The organism is Curtobacterium sp. 8I-2 (assembly GCF_902506155.1).
Classification (GTDB): domain Bacteria; phylum Actinomycetota; class Actinomycetes; order Actinomycetales; family Microbacteriaceae; genus Curtobacterium; species Curtobacterium poinsettiae.
The window spans coordinates 2,348,430-2,363,662 of sequence record NZ_LR732827.1 but is presented as its reverse complement, the minus strand read 5'-3'; the positions used below and the strand labels follow the sequence as shown (position 1 = coordinate 2,363,662).

The following is a 15,233-nucleotide window of genomic DNA, read 5'->3' as shown; positions in this document are numbered from 1 at the left end:
TCGCAGGTCAGCGGGCCCGGAGCCCTCGGGAGACCAGGTCGGCGGCAGCACGGGCTTCCATCGCCCACCCGGGGCGATCGATCCCGGCCCCGATGCCGTGCAGCAGCATGAGCACCGTGCCGGAGGTGACGTCGGACCGGATGGCACCGTCGGCGGCCGCGCGCGCCAGCAGCTCGGCGAGCGTCCGCTCGAGCTCTCCCCCGCCTTCCGCCTGGGTGGTGGCGTCGACCATTGCTGCGAGGGTGCGCGCGAGCCCCGCGTGGTCGACCACGTACTCCACGAACCCGCGCAGGAAGTCGTCGAGGCTCTCAACCGGGGGGAGCGTCGAGTCGCGAGCACGCCGGCACAGGACATCGACCTCGCCCCGGTACACCGCCGCCGCCAGCGCTGCACGCGTCGGGAAGTGCCGGTAGAGGGTGCCGACCCCGACCCCGGCACGTCCGGCGAAGTCGTCGAAGCGCAGCTGCTCGTCACGCTCGAACGCCGTCCGGGCAGCCGCGACGATCGCGTCGCGGTTCCGTCGGGCGTCAGCACGCATCGGCTTCTCAGCGGGCATCGGCTGCTCGTCCGGCACAGGCACTCCTTGACAAGTGGAAATGATCTCCATATCTTCCAAGTGGAGATCGTCTCCAGAATAGCGGACAGGTGCCTGATGCGGATCCTCATGCTCGGACGGGGCGTCATCGCGACGATCTACGGCCAGGCCCTCCAGCACTCCGGACACCACGTCGACCACCTGGTGCGGCCCGGGCGAGCGGCCGAGTACGGCGACACCGTGCAGACCGACGTCATCGACGGCCGCCGCGGCCCCCTGGGCCGGCGGACCCGAACGACGTCGCCGACGCGACTGGTCGAGTCGATCGAGACGGCGGACGCGTACGACCTAATCGTCGTCAGCGTGGGCCACCATCGGCTGCAGGATGCCGTGACCTCCCTGGTGCCCCACATCGGTGACGCGACGGTGCTGGTCCTCGGCAACGTGTGGGACGAACCCCTCGCCGCGGTCGCACCGCTCGCCGCGGAGCGGGTGCTGTTCGGGTTCCCGGGCGCCGGCGGCGGGTTCGACGCCGACGGGGTCCTGCACGGTGCCGTCCTCCGGTCGGTCCGGCTCGGGACGACCGGCACGGCTCCGGGCCGGCAGGAGCTCGTGCGGTCGGTGTTCCAGCGGGCCGGGTTCACCGTGCAGGACGAGGACGACATCCGCGGGTGGCTGTGGCTGCACGTCGTGCTCGACGCCGGCATGTTCGCGCAGGCCCTGCACAGCGGTGGTCTGGCGACGATGGTCGGGGATCGGCGGGCGCTCCGCGAGGCGTTCCGGATCGGGCGGGAACTCCTCCCGGTGCTGGAGGCGCGGGGCGTCGACCTCTCCCGACACCGCTCCACGACGCTGCCCGTCCGACTGCCGGGGACGACGGCAACGCTCGTCGCCGCGGGCACTGCGCTGGTCCCGATCGCGCGTGCGAGCCTCGCCGCGCACGACGACCCGACCGCCGCGGAACCCCTGGCGGTCCTCGAGGACGTCCGGCGGACCGCCGCCGCCCTGGGCATCCCGACCCCGCGCCTCGACCGGGCGGCGCGACGCGCCTGACGACGGGTGCGGGCGGTGGACGCGACCAGCAACGGACTGGAGGCTCGGTGCCAGCTGGCACCGTGCCTCCAGTCCGGCACGGCGAGCGTTCCGGACCCGCCCGTTACGCTGTCCCCGTGTCAGAGCCGCGCCGCAGTCCGGGGAACCAAGCTTCACTGCGTGAAGCCAACCGGGGCCGGGTCGTCAGCGCGGTCAAGCGGCACGGCGGGCTGACCCAGGTCGAGCTCGCCGGGGTGACCGGGCTCTCCCCTGCGACCGTGTCGAACATCGTCAAGGAACTCGTCGCGACCGGCGCCCTGCACGCGACGCCGAGCACCTCGAGCGGCCGCCGGGCGCTCCGCGTGACCCTGCCGCACGGCCTCGGGCTGGTCGCCGGGGTGCACGTCTCACCGCGGCACCTGCGGCTGGCGCTGTCGGACCTGAACGGCGCCGTGCTGGCCGAGCGGCACATGCCCCTGGCCCGCGACCACCGGGCCGATGCCGAGCTCGACAAGACCGCGCTGCTCGTGCTGGACATGGTGGAGTCCATCGAGTCGTCGATGGACGAGGTGCTCGCCGTCGGCCTGGCCGTGGCCGCGCCGATCGACGCGCGCACCGGGATGACGGCGCGCGGCGGGATCCTGCGCGGGTGGGACGGCATCGCGCTCGGGCAGTCCCTCGCGCGGCGCATGGACAAGCCCGTGCAGGTCGACAACTCGGCCAACCTCGCCGCCCTGGCCGAACACCGGAGCGGCGCCGCCCGGGGTCGCGACACCGTCGTGACGCTCGACGTCGGCAACGGCATCGGCGCCGGACTCGTGCTGGGCGGACACCTGTTCCGCGGGCACCACGGCATCGCCGGCGAGTTCGGGCACACCCCCGTCCTGCCGAACGGGCCGCTGTGCCGGTGCGGCAACCGCGGGTGCCTCGAGGCGATCGCCGGAGCACCCGCCGTGCTCGAGGGCGTGCGCGACGAGGTCGGCACCCTCAAGCTGGCGGACCTGATCCTGCGCGCCATGGCCGGTGACCAGGTCTGCATGCGCGCCGTCGCCGAGGCCGGGCGGGCGATCGGTTCGGCGGCGGTGGGCCTGTGCAACGTCCTCGACCCCGAGCGGGTCGTCGTCACCGGCGAGTTCGCCCGTGCCGGGGAGCTGCTGCTCGGCCCGATGCGGCACGCCCTCGAGTCGTCGTTGATCGTCGACGTCGACGGCACCCCGGACGTGGTGCAGGGACAGCTCGGCGAGAAGGCCTCGGTGACCGGCGCGCTGGCCCTGGCGATCGAGGCCGTGGACGTGACGCGCGCACGCTAGGCGGACCCGCGCCGGGGCGTGCCAGCCGGGCGCTCCGTGCTGCACCGGCCGCACCGCTCCGCGCCCACCGGATAACGTTTTCGTCACGGCACGCGGTCCTTGCGTTCAACTCTTGCAGCCAAGAACGCTCACTGTCACACTCAGGGCACCGCCGATGGGGGCGGTCCACTGTTGGAGGACGTTTCAATGAAGAAATCCACCACACGAGCGATGCTGGGCGTCAGCGCCCTGCTGCTCGCGATCACCACCCTGGCGGGCTGTTCCAACGGCGCGGACGCCGGGACCGGTTCCGGCGGAGGCGGCGGCGACGCGTCGAAGGCCAAGATCGGCCTGCTCCTGCCCGACTCCGTCACCGCCCGGTACGCCAGCGCCGACCGCCCGCTCTTCACCGCCGAGGTGAAGAAGCAGTGCAGCGGCTGCTCGGTCATCTACGCGAACGCCGACGGCGACGCGTCGAAGCAGCTGCAGCAGGCCCAGTCGATGCTCACGCAGGGCGTCAAGGTCCTGGTCCTCGACCCGTTCGACGGCGAGGCCGCTGCGTCCATCGTCCAGCAGGCGAAGGCCAAGAAGGTGCCGGTCATCTCGTACGACCGACTCATCAACAGCCCCGACCTGAGCTACTACATCTCGTTCGACAACGAGAAGGTCGGTGAGCTGCAGGGCCAGGCGCTCGTCGACGCCCTCAAGGCCAAGAAGGTCCCCGAGGGCTCGGGCATCATCATGGTGAACGGCTCCCCGACCGACAACAACGCCTCGCAGTTCAAGAAGGGCGCCCACTCGGTCATCGACGACAGCGGCTACAAGGTGCTCGCCGAGTACGACACCCCCGGATGGGACCCCGCCAAGGCACAGGACTGGGCAGCCGGCCAGATCAGCAAGCTCGGCAAGGACAAGATCACGGGCGTCTACGCGGCGAACGACGACACCGGCGGCGGTGTCATCGCGGCCCTGAAGTCGGCCGGCGTCACCGAGCTCCCGCCCGTCACCGGGCAGGACGCCTCGCTCGCGGGCATCCAGCGGATCCTCGCCGGTGAGCAGTACATGACCGTCTACAAGGCCTTCAAGCCCGAGGCGTCGAAGGCCGCCGACCTGGCGATCCAGTTCGCCAAGGGTGAGACCCCGAAGGGCGACACGACCGTCGACACCGCCGGCGGCGCCAGCGTCCAGTCGACGCTGCTCGACCCGGTCGCCGTCACCACGGACAACGTCGAGTCGACGGTCGTCAAGGACGGCCTGTACGAGGTGTCGAAGATCTGCACCGCGCAGTACAAGTCGGCCTGCGACAGCGCCGGCATCAAGTAGGTCCGACCCCCTCTGCCCGCCCGGTCCGACTGCGGACCGGGCGGGCCTCACCGATCGAGGACGACACCCGTGAGCACGACACCCGTGAGCAACGCGTCACCAGCAGCACACCCCTCCGCCGAACCGGTGATGTCCCTGCGCGGGATCACCAAGCGGTTCGGCGCCGTCCAGGCCCTCAGCGACATCGACTTCGACGTCTACCCGGGCGAGGTGGTCGCCATCGTCGGCGACAACGGCGCCGGCAAGTCGACGTTCGTGAAGATCCTCGCCGGGGTCTACACGCCGGACGGCGGCACGATCACGTTCGGCGGCGACGAGGTCACCGTCCCGAACCCCGCGGCGGCCCAGACCCTCGGCATCGCGACGGTGTTCCAGGACCTCGCCCTCGCCGACAACCTCGACGTGGTCTCGAACCTGTTCCTCGGCCGCGAGATCGCCCACCCGTTCCTGGACGAAGAGGAGATGGAGCGCCGCTCGTGGGAGCTCCTGCAGCAGCTCGCGGCCCGGATCCCGTCGGTGCGGATCCCCATCGCGTCGCTGTCCGGTGGGCAGCGGCAGACCGTGGCGATCGCCCGTTCACTGATCGGCGACCCGCAGGTGGTCGTCCTCGACGAGCCCACCGCCGCACTCGGTGTCGCGCAGACCGCCGAGGTCCTGAACCTCGTCGAACGCCTGCGCGAGCGCGGCCTCGGCGTCGTGCTCATCAGCCACAACCTCGCGGACGTGCAGGCCGTCGCCGACCGGGTCGCGGTCCTGCGGCTCGGGCGCAACAACGGCACGTTCCGCATCGACGACGTCTCCTACGAGGAGATCATCGCGGCCATCACCGGCGCCACCGACAACGCCGTCACCCGTCGCGCCGCCGCCCGGACCGAGCAGGAGACCAGCGCATGAGCAAGACCGACGAGACCCTCACCGCGGCGACCCCGACCCCCTCGGCGGCCGACCTGCAGGACGAGCGGCTCCTGCGCGACCAGGGGATCGGCGGCGCGGCGAAGGCGTTCGTCCGGCGGGTCCGCGGCGGTGACATCGGTTCGCTGCCGGTGGTCGTCGGGCTCATCGTCATCTGGGCGGTGTTCCAGGCGCTCTCCCCCGACTTCCTGTCCCCGGGCAACCTGGTCAACCTCGCCCTGCAGTGCGCGGCGGTCGGCACCATCGCGATCGGCATCGTGCTCGTGCTGCTGCTCGGCGAGATCGACCTGTCCGTCGGCAGCGTCAGCGGGCTCTCCGCCGCGATCCTCGGCCAGGGCCTCACGACACTCGGCTGGCCGCTGTGGCTCGTGATCACCGTAGCCCTGGCCGTCGGTGCCGCCGCCGGCCTGCTCTACGGCCTGCTGTTCACCCGCTTCGGGGTGCCGAGCTTCGTCATCACGCTCGCCGGTCTGCTCGGGTTCCTCGGGCTGCAGCTGCTCATCCTCGGCCCGAACGGCTCGATCAACCTGCCGTACGACTCGCCGATCGTGCAGTTCGCCTCGGCGTCGTACCTGCCGCCGTGGCTCGCCTACCTGCTCGCCGTCCTGGCCGCCGGAGGACTCTTCTTCACCGAGATCCGCCGCGCTGCCCGTCGCCGTCGCGCCGGACTGTCGACCGGGGCGGTGTCCCTGACGATCGTGAAGTCCGTCGCCCTGTTCCTCGGCCTGGCGCTGATGGTCTGGTACCTGTCACGCGACTTCGGCACCGGCACCTCGTTCGTGTTCTTCATCGTGCTGGTCGTGCTGATGAACTTCGTGCTCAAGCGCACCCGCTGGGGCCGTTCGGTCTTCGCGGTCGGCGGCAACGTCGAGGCTGCACGGCGCTCCGGCATCCGGGTGAACCGCATCTACATCTCGGTGTTCATGCTGACCTCGCTCTTCGCCACCGTCGGCGGCATCCTCGCCGCCGCCCGCCTCAACTCGGCGAGCCTGTCGTCCGGTGCCGGCGACACGAACCTCAACGCGATCGCCGCCGCCGTCATCGGGGGGACGAGCCTGTTCGGCGGTCGTGGCAGTGCCTGGTCGGCGCTGCTCGGCATCATCGTGATCCAGTCGATCTCGAACGGCCTCACCCTGCTGAGCCTCGACTCGTCGATCCGCTACATGATCACCGGCGCGGTCCTGCTGCTGGCCGTCATCATCGACTCGCTCTCACGGCGCAGCCGCGCCAGTCACGGCGCGGCCTGAGCGGAACCCTGGACCCCGCCACGTCGGCGGACGGGAGGCACGGTGCCAGCTGGCACCGTGCCTCCCGTCCGTTCGTCCCTGACAGTTCACCGCCTGACTTGGCCACCTGGCCAAGTCAGGCGGTACGGTCGGTCCATGACCCTGCACCAAGAGCACCGCAGCATCGAGGAACGGCGACACCAGCTCGTCGACGCGGCGATCGCGGTCCTGCGCGACGGCGGGATCGCCGCGCTCACCACGCGCGCCGTCACCACGGCCGCCGGACTCCCGCACGGTGCGTTCCACTACTGCTTCGCCTCGAAGTCGGCGCTGTTCCGGGCGGTGCTCGAACGACAGCTGCGGGGCGCGATGGCGGCCGCGTTCGCGACGCCGACCACACGGCTCGATCCACGGGCGCGGATCGCCGCGGGCCTGGCGGCGCACCTCGGGCAGACCAAGAGCGACCCGGCGACCGCACTCGCCCTCGTCGAACTCGTCACGCACTCCCGTCGCGATGCCGACCTGGCAGAGCTCGCCGCGTGGGAACAGGGGGCGTACCTCGAAGCCGTCCGCGCGCACGTCGACGCCTGGTCGAGCGAGGACGGGATCACGTGGGCGGTACCCGTCGAGCAGGTCGCACGCCTGCTCATCGCGACCGCCGACGGCGTCAGCGGGTCGTGGCTCGCCGATCGTGACGACACCGCCGCTTCCGAGACCGTCGCCACGGCGGCTCGGGCGATCGCCAGCCTCGTCGGCGGCGGTGCCTCGTGAAGTGGCTCTTCCTCGGGATCGCGATCGTCGCCGAGGTCACGGGGGCCCTGTCCATGCAGGCAGCCGTCGAGCAACCGGCCTGGTACGCCGTCGTCGCCGTCGGGTACGTCACCGCCTTCGTCATGCTCATCCGGGTGCTCCGGAGCGGCATGGCCGTCGGCGTCGCCTACGGTATCTGGGGCGCTTCCGGCGTCGCACTGACCGCGGTGCTCGCCGCCGTCCTGTTCGGGCAGGCCCCGACCCTCACGATGATCGTCGGGATCGCGCTCATCGCGGTGGGCGTGCTCCTGGTCGAGATCGGGTCCCAGCGGGCGCTGGCACGTCGCGAGCAGGAGGCCCGCTGATGGGGTGGGTCCTGCTCGCGATCGCGATCGTCACCGAGGTCGGCGCGACGATCAGCCTCAAGCTCGCGACGGACGGGAAACGCGTCTGGTACGTCGCCGTCGTCGCGGGGTACCTGACCGCGTTCAGCCTGCTCGCGGTCGCGTTGACGCTCGGCCTGCCGATCGGGGTGGTCTACGGCATCTGGGCCGCGACCGGCGTCGCCCTGACCGCCGTCCTCGGACGCGTGCTCTTCCGCGAACCGCTCACGGCGCTCATGCTCGGCGGGATCGCGCTGATCATCGTCGGCGTGCTCCTCGTCGAGCTCGGGCACTGAGCGTCGTGCCATTTCCGCCTGGTGCGAGGTTGCACGCGTGGTGCGACCCTGATGCCTCGCACCACGTGTGCAACCTCGCACCGACTGACCGCCGTCCTCGGACGCGTACTCTTCCGCGAACCGCTCACGGCGCTCATGCTCGGCGGGATCGCGCTGATCATCGTCGGCGTGCTCCTCGTCGAACTCGGGCACTGAGCGCCGTGCAGGGGCCCGCCGCCGTCACTTGCTCTTCGAGCCAGAGGTCCCCGGCAGGCTGAGGATGTTGTCCGTGCCCTGCGGCACGACGATCAGCGAGCCGTTGTCGCCGGCGCTCTTGAGGGCCTCGATCTCGCGCTGCTTGAGGGCGGCGTCCGACAGCGGGTGCTCGTTGAGGACCTCGTTCGCGTCGGCCTGCCCCTGCGCCTCGGCGACCTGCTGCTGCGCCTGCACCTTCTTGGCGTCCAGGAGCGCGCGCTCCTTCGTGACCTGGATCTGCGCCTGCTGCGCGGTGGCGTAGGCATCGATGACCGACTTCGGCGGCGTGATCTCCTGGAGCGCGAAATTGTCGACGTGCACGCCGGAGCCCTTCCACCGGGCCTCGAGCGCCTGGATCATCGCCTTCTCGACCGTGCCGCGCTTGGTGATGAGCTCGATCGTCGTGAAGTCGTTCGGGACCTGGCGGACGACGCTGCGCACCGAGTTGCCGATGAACTGCGTCTTGAAGTTCTCCTCGGTCTTGTAGGACCGGTAGATGTCGGTGACCGACTTCGCGTCGATGCTGTACTGCAGGTTCAGGCTGACGTTCGACGAGACGCCGTCCTGGTCCTGCACCGTGACGTACGGGCCGGAGCGGACGTTGCCGTTGTTGTCCGAGTCGGAACCGTTGACCGCGTTGATGTAGGTGACGGTCTGGTTCCGGATGTTGAACGTGTGCAGCGTGGCCCACGGCGCCTTGAAGTGGAACCCGGAGTCCGTGGTCTGCCCGACGATGTTGCCGGAGATGTCGACCTGGACCTTCGACTCACCGGTGTCCTGCGCGTACAGGGTGCTGCCGAGCGTGAGTCCGACGAACAGGACCCCGGCGGCGGCGGCGGTCCACGCGGCGATGAGGTTCGGGCGGCGCGTGGTGACGGCGGGACGCGCCTCGCGACCGGGTGTGGCGGGGCGCGCGGCGGTGGAGTAGGTGCGTGTTCGGAAGAAGAGCGCAACGAGCGCGATGACGAGGAAGACGATGGCGGCGACGAACATGACGATCACTCCTGGATGCTGGTCCGTCGAGTCTGCCGTACGCGGAGGGGTGCGGGTGACGCGGGTGCGCGTGGTGGCGGGTGGGGTCGCGCCGCGTGTGACGCGTGGCGCTGGTTCCGCCTGGTGCGAGGTTGCACGCGTGGTGCGACCCTGATGCTTCGCACCACGTGTGCAACCTCGCACCGGTCGGCGAAGAACAGCCCCGCGGTCAGCTCGATGAACGGATGCGGTCCTGAGCAAGGGCGATCCGGATCGTCTCGAGTGCCGTCAGCCCGAGCGCCGCGTCGGCGGTGGCGGTACCGCCGCGCACCATCGCGATCCCTCCGGCCACGATCGGCTCGGTCGGCAGGACTGCCCGGTGCCCTGCGTGCCGATGGATGACCACGGTCGTGGTGTGCCCGACCGCGGTCCGCCGAGCTGCGATGCGGCGAGCGCTCTGGGCACTCGGCCAGACCTGGTCGTCCTCTCCGGCGATCAGGACGAGCTGCGGTATCCGCTCGACGGGTACCGCCGCTGCCCGAACCCGGTCCGGGGCAGCTTCGTACGAGTGTTCGTAGAGCGATCGGAAGCGCGGTGGTTCCTCCCGCCGCCAGGTGTCCCACACCAACGGCACGTGCGGCAGTGGCGAGCCGTCGAGGGTCCAGTGCGATCGTTCCACGCCCTCGTCGTCCGGCCAGGGCCACACCACGTCGGTGGGCGCGAACGCGATGACACCCGCGACCGAGGGGCGGAGGGCGCCGAGGACCAGCGCGGCCTCGGCCCCGAGGGACGTCCCGACGAGCCAGACCCGATCGCAGGTCCGCTCGAGATCGTCGATACGGGCGAGGAACAGCTCGAGGGGGACGGACCACGGTCCCGGTTGCTGGCCGGCTCCCCCGAACCACCGGATCGATTCAGCGACGTGCCCGAGTTCCGCGAAGACCCGCGCGCGGTCCTCGTCGATCCGCCCGCTCGACCCCGCGAGCACCAGGACGCCGGTCCCTGATCCGCGGGGAGGGACGAACCGAACACCTTCTGGGTCGCTGAGCCCGATTCGCTGCACGGGACCAGCATGGCCGCTCCGATCAATCGTCGCGAGGAACGCTGTTCGCAGCACGGGACGCCGACACCGCACCGACGACGAGCGCCGCCAGCGTGGTCGCCAGGGACAGCCCGAGCAGCACCACGTAGAGCACCGGGATGAGCTGGGCCGGTACGGAGACGATCGCCACGACCGCGGCGGCGATGAGCAACGGCCGCAAGACCCGGCGGGCGGCCCGGTGTCCGGCGTGCCAGGCAGCGTCGCTCCGCATGAGCGACGGCAGTCGGATACCCGCTGCGCGGTTCCGTCCCAGGCCCTTTGCAGCGATCGACACGATGCCCCAGATCGCCGCCTCGACGATGAGCAGGAGCACGGCGCAGCCGATCGCGGCCCACCAGCCCGGACTGTCCATCACGGCCTCCCCGCACCACGCTAACGCGCGGTGGAGGCGGCGCGCGCGAGGTCAGGAGACGGGCGCCCCTACCCGATCGAGCTCGGCCAGGACTCGGCGGCTTCGACGCACGCCGATCACCGTCGCGACCGTGACGAACACCACGACGACGGCGATGAACACCAGGAACGCCCAACCCCAACCGAACGTCATGGCCGAGGCCCCGCCGAGTCCCAACAGGCTCAGCCCGGTGCCGATCAGGGTCGGGGCCGAGGTCCGGGTGGACCGACGCTGCCACGCGAGCATCGCCCGCACCAGCGGCACGGCATCGGGCGCCACTGGTGCCCTCCCGCTGACCTGTCGGGTCACGGACTTGCGGTCCGCAGGGGTGAGCGCGCCGAGCGGCCGTTCGGGCGTGTCGACGAGGTAGGGCAGCAGCCTGCGGTCGCGTCGAGCACGGACCCATGCGGTCACGTTCACGACCGCTCCGGCCAGGGCGAACAGGAACCAGATCACCGAGTCGGTGCGGAGCACGGAGGGAACGCTGGTGAACGCCCACAGGATCGACAGGCCGGCGAGTCCCGCCTGCTGCGACATGACGACCACGGTCGGCCCGTGCTCGACCAGGTGCTCCGCGCGCCGCGTCGCCTCGGCGAGGTCGCTCGGGTTCACCACCCGGGGACCTCGACCCGGACCGAACTGATCCGGCCGGAGCGCGTCGTCGCCGTCACGGCCGGGTCGTAGCTGTCGGCTGTCGCCAGGTAGAGGGTGCGACCGTCCTCGCCACCGAGCGCACAGTCGATCGCGCACTCCCCGGGCGCGTCGACGCGGTCGGTCACCTCGCCGCCCTCGACGACCCGCAGGAACTCCCCCGTGTCGACCGAGCAGACCCAGACGGCACCGTCACGGTCCACGGTGCTGCCGTCCGGGGTCACGCCACCGGGCAGGGCTGCCCACTCCCGACGCCCGGTCAACGAACCGTCGTCCTCGATGTCGAACGCGGTGAGCCGGCCGCCCCACGTCTCGCTGACCACCAGGGTCCGGGTGCCGGGCAGGACGTTGGCGCTGTTCGGGAACACCAGGCCCTCGGCGGCCAGACGGACGGAGCCGTCGGGGTCGATCACGTAGAGCGGGCCGGGGCGCAGTTCCTCGCCCGCGTACAGGTCGTAGCCGAAGGCGCCGATGTAGGTCCGGCCGGTCTGGGCGTCGACGACCAGGTCGTTCACGAGCGACGACTCGATCGTGGACAGGTCGGCGAACACCGAGGTGCTGCCGTCCGGCTCGACGGCGACGACCGTGCGGGACTCCATCGAGCTGATGATGAGACGTCCGTCGGCCAGCCACCCGAGTCCGGACGACTGCCCGTCGACGGTGGCCTCGAGCCGGGGGCCGTCGGTCGAGGACGGGTCGACCGAGAAGACTTCGCCGGTGTGCATGTCCGAGTACCAGAGCCGCCCGTCGTGCCAGCGGTTGCCCTCCGGGAACCGGATGCCGGAGATGACGATGTCGGTCGCAGAATCCAGGGTGATGTGCACGGATACACCCTGCCATCCGGACCCCCGCGCCACCCGATGGTCTGGCACGATCGACCCATGCCCCTCGACGGAACTCCCCTGCACCGGCTCGGCTTCCTGACGATCGGGTCCTTCGACCCCGCGCGACCATCGGAGGGGCACGAGGACACGCTGCGGGTGATCGAGCGTGCCGAGGCCCTCGGTTTCGACAGCGCGTGGCTGCGCCACCGGCACCTGCAGCACGGCATCTCCTCCCCCGTCGCGGTGCTGGCCGCCGCCTCGCAGCGCACCTCGCGCATCGACCTCGGTACCGCCGTCACCCCGATCGGCGCCGAGAACCCGTTCCGCCTGGCCGAGGACCTCAGCACGGTCGACGTCCTGCTCGGTGGCCGCCTGAACCCCGGGTTCTCCGTCGGGACCCCGATGAACTTCGACCTGTACCGCGACGCGATCTACCCCCACACCCTGGAGCACGAGGACCTCGGCAACGACCGGCTCCTGCGCTTCCGTGACCTGGTGCGCGGTGACCCGGTGACGGACACCGAGACCGTCGAACGTCGGGGCATCGAGGAGTTCGCGAGCACCGTCCAGCCGCACAGCACCGGCCTGGCCGACCGGATCTGGTACGGCACCGGCAGCACGAAGTCGGCCGTGTGGGCGGGCGAGAACGGCTTCCACCTGCTCACTTCGAGCGTCACCCGCAGCGAGGTCGGCACCGACTTCGCCACGAACCAGCGCGCCCAGATCGACGCGTACCTCGACGTCCACCCCGACCCCGCTGCCGCCCGCGTCTCGCAGGGCCTGGTCGTCATCCCGACCGACACCGCGACGAGCGAGCAGGAGGCCCGCTACCGCGCCTACGTCGACAGCCGCTCGGGCCGCGTCGGCGTGCCGATGGGTCCAGCAGGGATGCTCTTCGCTGCGGACCTGGTCGGCACGTCGGCCGAGATCGCGGACCGGCTGCGCGCCGACGTCGGCTACCAGGCGGTCACCGAGGTCGCCTTCGCACTCCCGTTCTCGTTCGAGGCCGACGACTACGCGCAGATCATCACCGACATCGCGGAGCGTCTGGGTCCGGAACTCGGCTGGGCGTCGCAGGGCGCGGCCTGAGAACGGCGCCAGACCGACGGACGGGAGGCACGGGCCAGCTGGCACCGTGCCTCCCGTCCGCCGTTGACTCGCGCCCAGGGCGCGCGCAGGGCGCCGGATCAGTCCTGCTGGTCCGCCTCCACCGCGTCGCGCAGCCGGTCGAGCACGTCCGGCACCGCCGAGCGCACCCGGCTCCAGCTCGGGATGAACGGCTTGTCGTTCGGCCGCGCCGTGAAGGCGCCGCCGGCGTCGAGGATCGCCTTGGTGAAGAGCTCCACCGCGGCTTCCTCGGCGTGCTGGTCGAACGCGAGCCCGCTCATCTCGGCCTCGTGCCGGTAGACCTCGACGATGTCGAGCGCGTTCCGGTAGTACGTCGCCTTGAGCACCCGGAACGAGTCGGACGTGAGCGGGACGCCCATCGTCGCGAGCTTCCGGAGCAGCGACTGCACGATGTCGTTGCCCATCCGTGCCAGGCCGCCGGTGCCGTCGGCCTCGGCGAGGGGCTGGTGCTTGTGGTCGTAGGCGTCGGCGATCTCCACCTGGCACACCTGCCGGGTCGCGTAGTCGCGGTAGACCTCGGAGAGCATCCCGATCTCGAGTCCCCAGTCGCCGGGGATCTTCAGGCCGTTCAGCACGTGGGCGCGCATCGCGAACTCGCCGGACAGCGGGTACCGGAAGCTGCTGAGGTACTCCAGGTACTCGGACTCCCCGTAGACCTGGCGGAGCGAGCGGAGCAGCGGCCCGACGAGCAGCCGTGCCGCGCGGCCGTTGATCCGGCCGTCGGCGACGCGTGCGTAGTAGCCCTTCGAGAACTCGTAGTCGAACGCGGGGTTCGCGACCGGGTAGAACAGCCGCGCGAGCATGCCCCGCTCGTAGGTGGTGATGTCGCAGTCGTGCAGGGCGATGCAGTCCGCCCGCTCCGACGCAAGGGCGTAGCCGGTGCAGTACCAGACGTTCCGGCCCTTGCCGGGCTCCCCCGGTGCCAGCCCCGCGCGCTCCAGTTCGGCGTCGAGCTCGCGCAGCCGCGGCCCGTCGTTCCACAGGATCCGGTGCCGCTGCGGCAGCCGCGAGAAGAACTCGCGGGCGTGCTCGAACTGCGAGCGGTCAGCCCGGTCGAGCCCGATCACGATCTCGCTGAGCCAGTCGGCCTCGGCCAGCTCGTCGACGATCCGCGACAGCGCCGGGCGCTCGAGCTCGGAGTACAGCGCCGGCAGGATCAGGCTCATCGGACGCTTCTCGGCGAAGCCCCGCAGGTCCTCTTCGAGGCTCGCGGTGCTGCGGCGACCGAGGTCGTGGAACGTCGTGATGACGCCGTTCTGGTGGAAGTCGCTCATCGGTGGCTCCTGACGGACGGGGTGGTGAACCGGGTGAGGCCCTCGGTCCAGCCCTGCGGGCCGGGGACGGTCGTGCGGTGGACGCGCTCGGGTCGGTCGTCGGCGAGCGGCCCCGGTGCCGGGCCGTGTCCGCGGACCACGACGGCGAAGTCGACGGCGTCGAGCAACGCGGTGTCGTTCGGGCCGTCGCCGAGTCCGATCGTGCGCGGGATCGTGCCCGTTCGGCGCTCGTGGTCGGCCCTCAACGTCCGGACCGCCGCGCCCTTGTCGCGGCCCGTCGGCAGCACGTGCCAGAACCGGCCACCGCGCACCAGGTCGAGGCCGACCGCTGCGAGCGCCGCGCGGAACGCGTCCGCCCGGTCGTCGTCCTCGGCGTGCCAGAGCAGGACCTCGGACGCCTCGCGCTGCTGCGCTCGTCCGGCGGCTTCGAGGTCGAGGCCCGTCCACGCGGCGACGACCGCGTCGGTCACGCCGCCGAAGGTCTCGAAGTGCAGCTCCAGTGACTGGCGGACGCGGACGAGCTCCGCGTGCAGCCGCTCGAGGTCGCCGTCGCGCGGTCCGACCAGCGCCTCGCCCGCCGGTCCGACCACGACCGCGCCGTTCTCCGCCACGAAGGCGTGCCCGTCGAGCCCGGTGCGGGTCTGCAGTGCCGTGATCTCGGCACGCGTCTTGCTGCTGCAGAACACCACGGGGGCGTCGTCCGCCCGCAGCTGTTCGAGCATCGGCAGGGCCGCGTCGAACGAGTAGTCGTGGTGGTCGAGGAACGTCCCGTCGAGGTCCGTGACGATCATCAGGTCGGGTGTTGGCATCGTGCTCCGCTGGCGGCTGGCTGGGCTGCGGGCGACGATGCCCCGGACCACCCTGCCACGCGGACGCGTCGGTTGGGTGAACAAGCCGGCGTCGGTCGCGCG

At 71.2% G+C, this 15,233-nt stretch carries 18 protein-coding genes; 10 read left to right on the top strand and 8 right to left on the bottom strand.

What is annotated here, in order from left to right; translation table 11 throughout:
- Positions 1-7: 7 nt before the first annotated feature.
- Positions 8-556, bottom strand: a complete 549-nt coding sequence (locus BOSE127_RS14980) for a TetR/AcrR family transcriptional regulator (protein ID WP_236559567.1) — start codon at positions 554-556, stop codon at positions 8-10.
- A 96-nt stretch (positions 557-652) separates the two neighbouring features.
- On the opposite strand from BOSE127_RS14980, the gene BOSE127_RS14975 reads away from it, so the two are divergent.
- The 9 genes from BOSE127_RS14975 (at position 653) to BOSE127_RS14935 (ending at position 7,941) form a co-directional block, all read left to right on the top strand.
- The gene (locus BOSE127_RS14975; protein WP_159557844.1) at positions 653-1,588 is read left to right on the top strand and encodes a ketopantoate reductase family protein; all 936 of its coding nucleotides are present in this window, start codon (positions 653-655) and stop codon (positions 1,586-1,588) included.
- A gap of 116 nt (positions 1,589-1,704) precedes the next feature.
- Complete coding sequence (locus BOSE127_RS14970) at positions 1,705-2,877, top strand: ROK family transcriptional regulator (protein ID WP_042540476.1); 1,173 nt, start codon at positions 1,705-1,707, stop codon at positions 2,875-2,877.
- Between the two features lie 186 nt (positions 2,878-3,063).
- Entirely contained in the window at positions 3,064-4,179 is a 1,116-nt protein-coding gene (locus tag BOSE127_RS14965) for a sugar ABC transporter substrate-binding protein (protein WP_042540478.1), read from the top strand.
- Positions 4,180-4,308: 129 nt separating this feature from the next.
- Positions 4,309-5,073 (top strand): ATP-binding cassette domain-containing protein, encoded by a 765-nt coding sequence (locus BOSE127_RS14960; RefSeq protein ID WP_111038920.1) that lies wholly within the window; start codon positions 4,309-4,311, stop codon positions 5,071-5,073.
- Complete coding sequence (locus tag BOSE127_RS14955; protein WP_056071139.1) at positions 5,070-6,338, top strand: sugar ABC transporter permease; 1,269 nt, start codon at positions 5,070-5,072, stop codon at positions 6,336-6,338. The genes BOSE127_RS14960 and BOSE127_RS14955 overlap by 4 nt, the downstream gene beginning before the upstream one ends.
- A gap of 135 nt (positions 6,339-6,473) precedes the next feature.
- The gene (locus BOSE127_RS14950) at positions 6,474-7,088 is read left to right on the top strand and encodes a TetR/AcrR family transcriptional regulator (protein ID WP_017887485.1); all 615 of its coding nucleotides are present in this window, start codon (positions 6,474-6,476) and stop codon (positions 7,086-7,088) included.
- On the top strand, positions 7,085-7,432 hold the full coding sequence (locus tag BOSE127_RS14945) for a DMT family transporter (protein WP_159557842.1): 348 nt from the start codon (positions 7,085-7,087) through the stop codon (positions 7,430-7,432). Before BOSE127_RS14950 ends, BOSE127_RS14945 begins: the two co-directional genes overlap by 4 nt.
- Positions 7,432-7,746 (top strand): DMT family transporter, encoded by a 315-nt coding sequence (locus BOSE127_RS14940; protein WP_159557840.1) that lies wholly within the window; start codon positions 7,432-7,434, stop codon positions 7,744-7,746. Before BOSE127_RS14945 ends, BOSE127_RS14940 begins: the two co-directional genes overlap by 1 nt.
- A 51-nt stretch (positions 7,747-7,797) precedes the next feature.
- Positions 7,798-7,941, top strand: a complete 144-nt coding sequence (locus BOSE127_RS14935) for a hypothetical protein (protein ID WP_442873459.1) — start codon at positions 7,798-7,800, stop codon at positions 7,939-7,941.
- A gap of 24 nt (positions 7,942-7,965) precedes the next feature.
- On the opposite strand, the gene BOSE127_RS14930 is transcribed toward BOSE127_RS14935, so the two are convergent.
- From BOSE127_RS14930 to BOSE127_RS14910, 5 genes are all read right to left on the bottom strand, one after another.
- A complete protein-coding gene (locus BOSE127_RS14930) occupies positions 7,966-8,973 on the bottom strand; it encodes an SPFH domain-containing protein (RefSeq protein WP_236559598.1) in 1,008 nt (335 codons plus the stop codon).
- Positions 8,974-9,181: 208 nt separating this feature from the next.
- Positions 9,182-10,015: an acyl-CoA thioester hydrolase/BAAT C-terminal domain-containing protein gene (locus tag BOSE127_RS14925; RefSeq protein WP_159557836.1), complete on the bottom strand. Its 834-nt coding sequence runs from the start codon at positions 10,013-10,015 to the stop codon at positions 9,182-9,184.
- 22 nt (positions 10,016-10,037) lie between these two features.
- A complete protein-coding gene (locus tag BOSE127_RS14920; RefSeq protein ID WP_159557834.1) occupies positions 10,038-10,406 on the bottom strand; it encodes an SdpI family protein in 369 nt (122 codons plus the stop codon).
- Positions 10,407-10,457: 51 nt separating this feature from the next.
- Positions 10,458-11,057 carry a hypothetical protein gene (locus BOSE127_RS14915; protein ID WP_159557832.1) on the bottom strand — a complete coding sequence of 200 codons (600 nt, stop codon included), beginning with the start codon at positions 11,055-11,057 and terminating at the stop codon, positions 10,458-10,460.
- Entirely contained in the window at positions 11,054-11,920 is an 867-nt protein-coding gene (locus BOSE127_RS14910) for an SMP-30/gluconolactonase/LRE family protein (protein WP_201300458.1), read from the bottom strand. Before BOSE127_RS14910 ends, BOSE127_RS14915 begins: the two co-directional genes overlap by 4 nt.
- A 57-nt stretch (positions 11,921-11,977) precedes the next feature.
- Between BOSE127_RS14910 and BOSE127_RS14905 the strand changes: the two genes are divergently transcribed.
- A complete protein-coding gene (locus BOSE127_RS14905; protein WP_159557830.1) occupies positions 11,978-13,009 on the top strand; it encodes an LLM class flavin-dependent oxidoreductase in 1,032 nt (343 codons plus the stop codon).
- A gap of 98 nt (positions 13,010-13,107) precedes the next feature.
- On the opposite strand, the gene BOSE127_RS14900 is transcribed toward BOSE127_RS14905, so the two are convergent.
- Both BOSE127_RS14900 and BOSE127_RS14895 read right to left on the bottom strand, forming a co-directional pair.
- Positions 13,108-14,322: a glycosyl transferase gene (locus BOSE127_RS14900; RefSeq protein WP_027464806.1), complete on the bottom strand. Its 1,215-nt coding sequence runs from the start codon at positions 14,320-14,322 to the stop codon at positions 13,108-13,110.
- Positions 14,319-15,131, bottom strand: a complete 813-nt coding sequence (locus BOSE127_RS14895; RefSeq protein ID WP_159557827.1) for an HAD-IIB family hydrolase — start codon at positions 15,129-15,131, stop codon at positions 14,319-14,321. The genes BOSE127_RS14900 and BOSE127_RS14895 overlap by 4 nt, the downstream gene beginning before the upstream one ends.
- Positions 15,132-15,233 lie beyond the last annotated feature (102 nt).

What these genes read in the sequence shown, in the direction of transcription:
- BOSE127_RS14980 (WP_236559567.1), bottom strand. Translation starts at nt 556, where the DNA reads ATGCCCGCTGAGAAGCCGATGCGTGCTGACGCCCGACGGAACCGCGAC.
- BOSE127_RS14975 (WP_159557844.1), top strand. Translation starts at nt 653, where the DNA reads ATGCGGATCCTCATGCTCGGACGGGGCGTCATCGCGACGATCTACGGC.
- BOSE127_RS14965 (WP_042540478.1), top strand. Translation starts at nt 3,064, where the DNA reads ATGAAGAAATCCACCACACGAGCGATGCTGGGCGTCAGCGCCCTGCTG.
- BOSE127_RS14960 (WP_111038920.1), top strand. Translation starts at nt 4,309, where the DNA reads ATGTCCCTGCGCGGGATCACCAAGCGGTTCGGCGCCGTCCAGGCCCTC.
- BOSE127_RS14955 (WP_056071139.1), top strand. Translation starts at nt 5,070, where the DNA reads ATGAGCAAGACCGACGAGACCCTCACCGCGGCGACCCCGACCCCCTCG.
- BOSE127_RS14950 (WP_017887485.1), top strand. Translation starts at nt 6,474, where the DNA reads ATGACCCTGCACCAAGAGCACCGCAGCATCGAGGAACGGCGACACCAG.
- BOSE127_RS14940 (WP_159557840.1), top strand. Translation starts at nt 7,432, where the DNA reads ATGGGGTGGGTCCTGCTCGCGATCGCGATCGTCACCGAGGTCGGCGCG.
- BOSE127_RS14935 (WP_442873459.1), top strand. Translation starts at nt 7,798, where the DNA reads ATGCCTCGCACCACGTGTGCAACCTCGCACCGACTGACCGCCGTCCTC.
- BOSE127_RS14930 (WP_236559598.1), bottom strand. Translation starts at nt 8,973, where the DNA reads ATGTTCGTCGCCGCCATCGTCTTCCTCGTCATCGCGCTCGTTGCGCTC.
- BOSE127_RS14920 (WP_159557834.1), bottom strand. Translation starts at nt 10,406, where the DNA reads ATGGACAGTCCGGGCTGGTGGGCCGCGATCGGCTGCGCCGTGCTCCTG.
- BOSE127_RS14905 (WP_159557830.1), top strand. Translation starts at nt 11,978, where the DNA reads ATGCCCCTCGACGGAACTCCCCTGCACCGGCTCGGCTTCCTGACGATC.
- BOSE127_RS14900 (WP_027464806.1), bottom strand. Translation starts at nt 14,322, where the DNA reads ATGAGCGACTTCCACCAGAACGGCGTCATCACGACGTTCCACGACCTC.
- BOSE127_RS14895 (WP_159557827.1), bottom strand. Translation starts at nt 15,131, where the DNA reads ATGCCAACACCCGACCTGATGATCGTCACGGACCTCGACGGGACGTTC.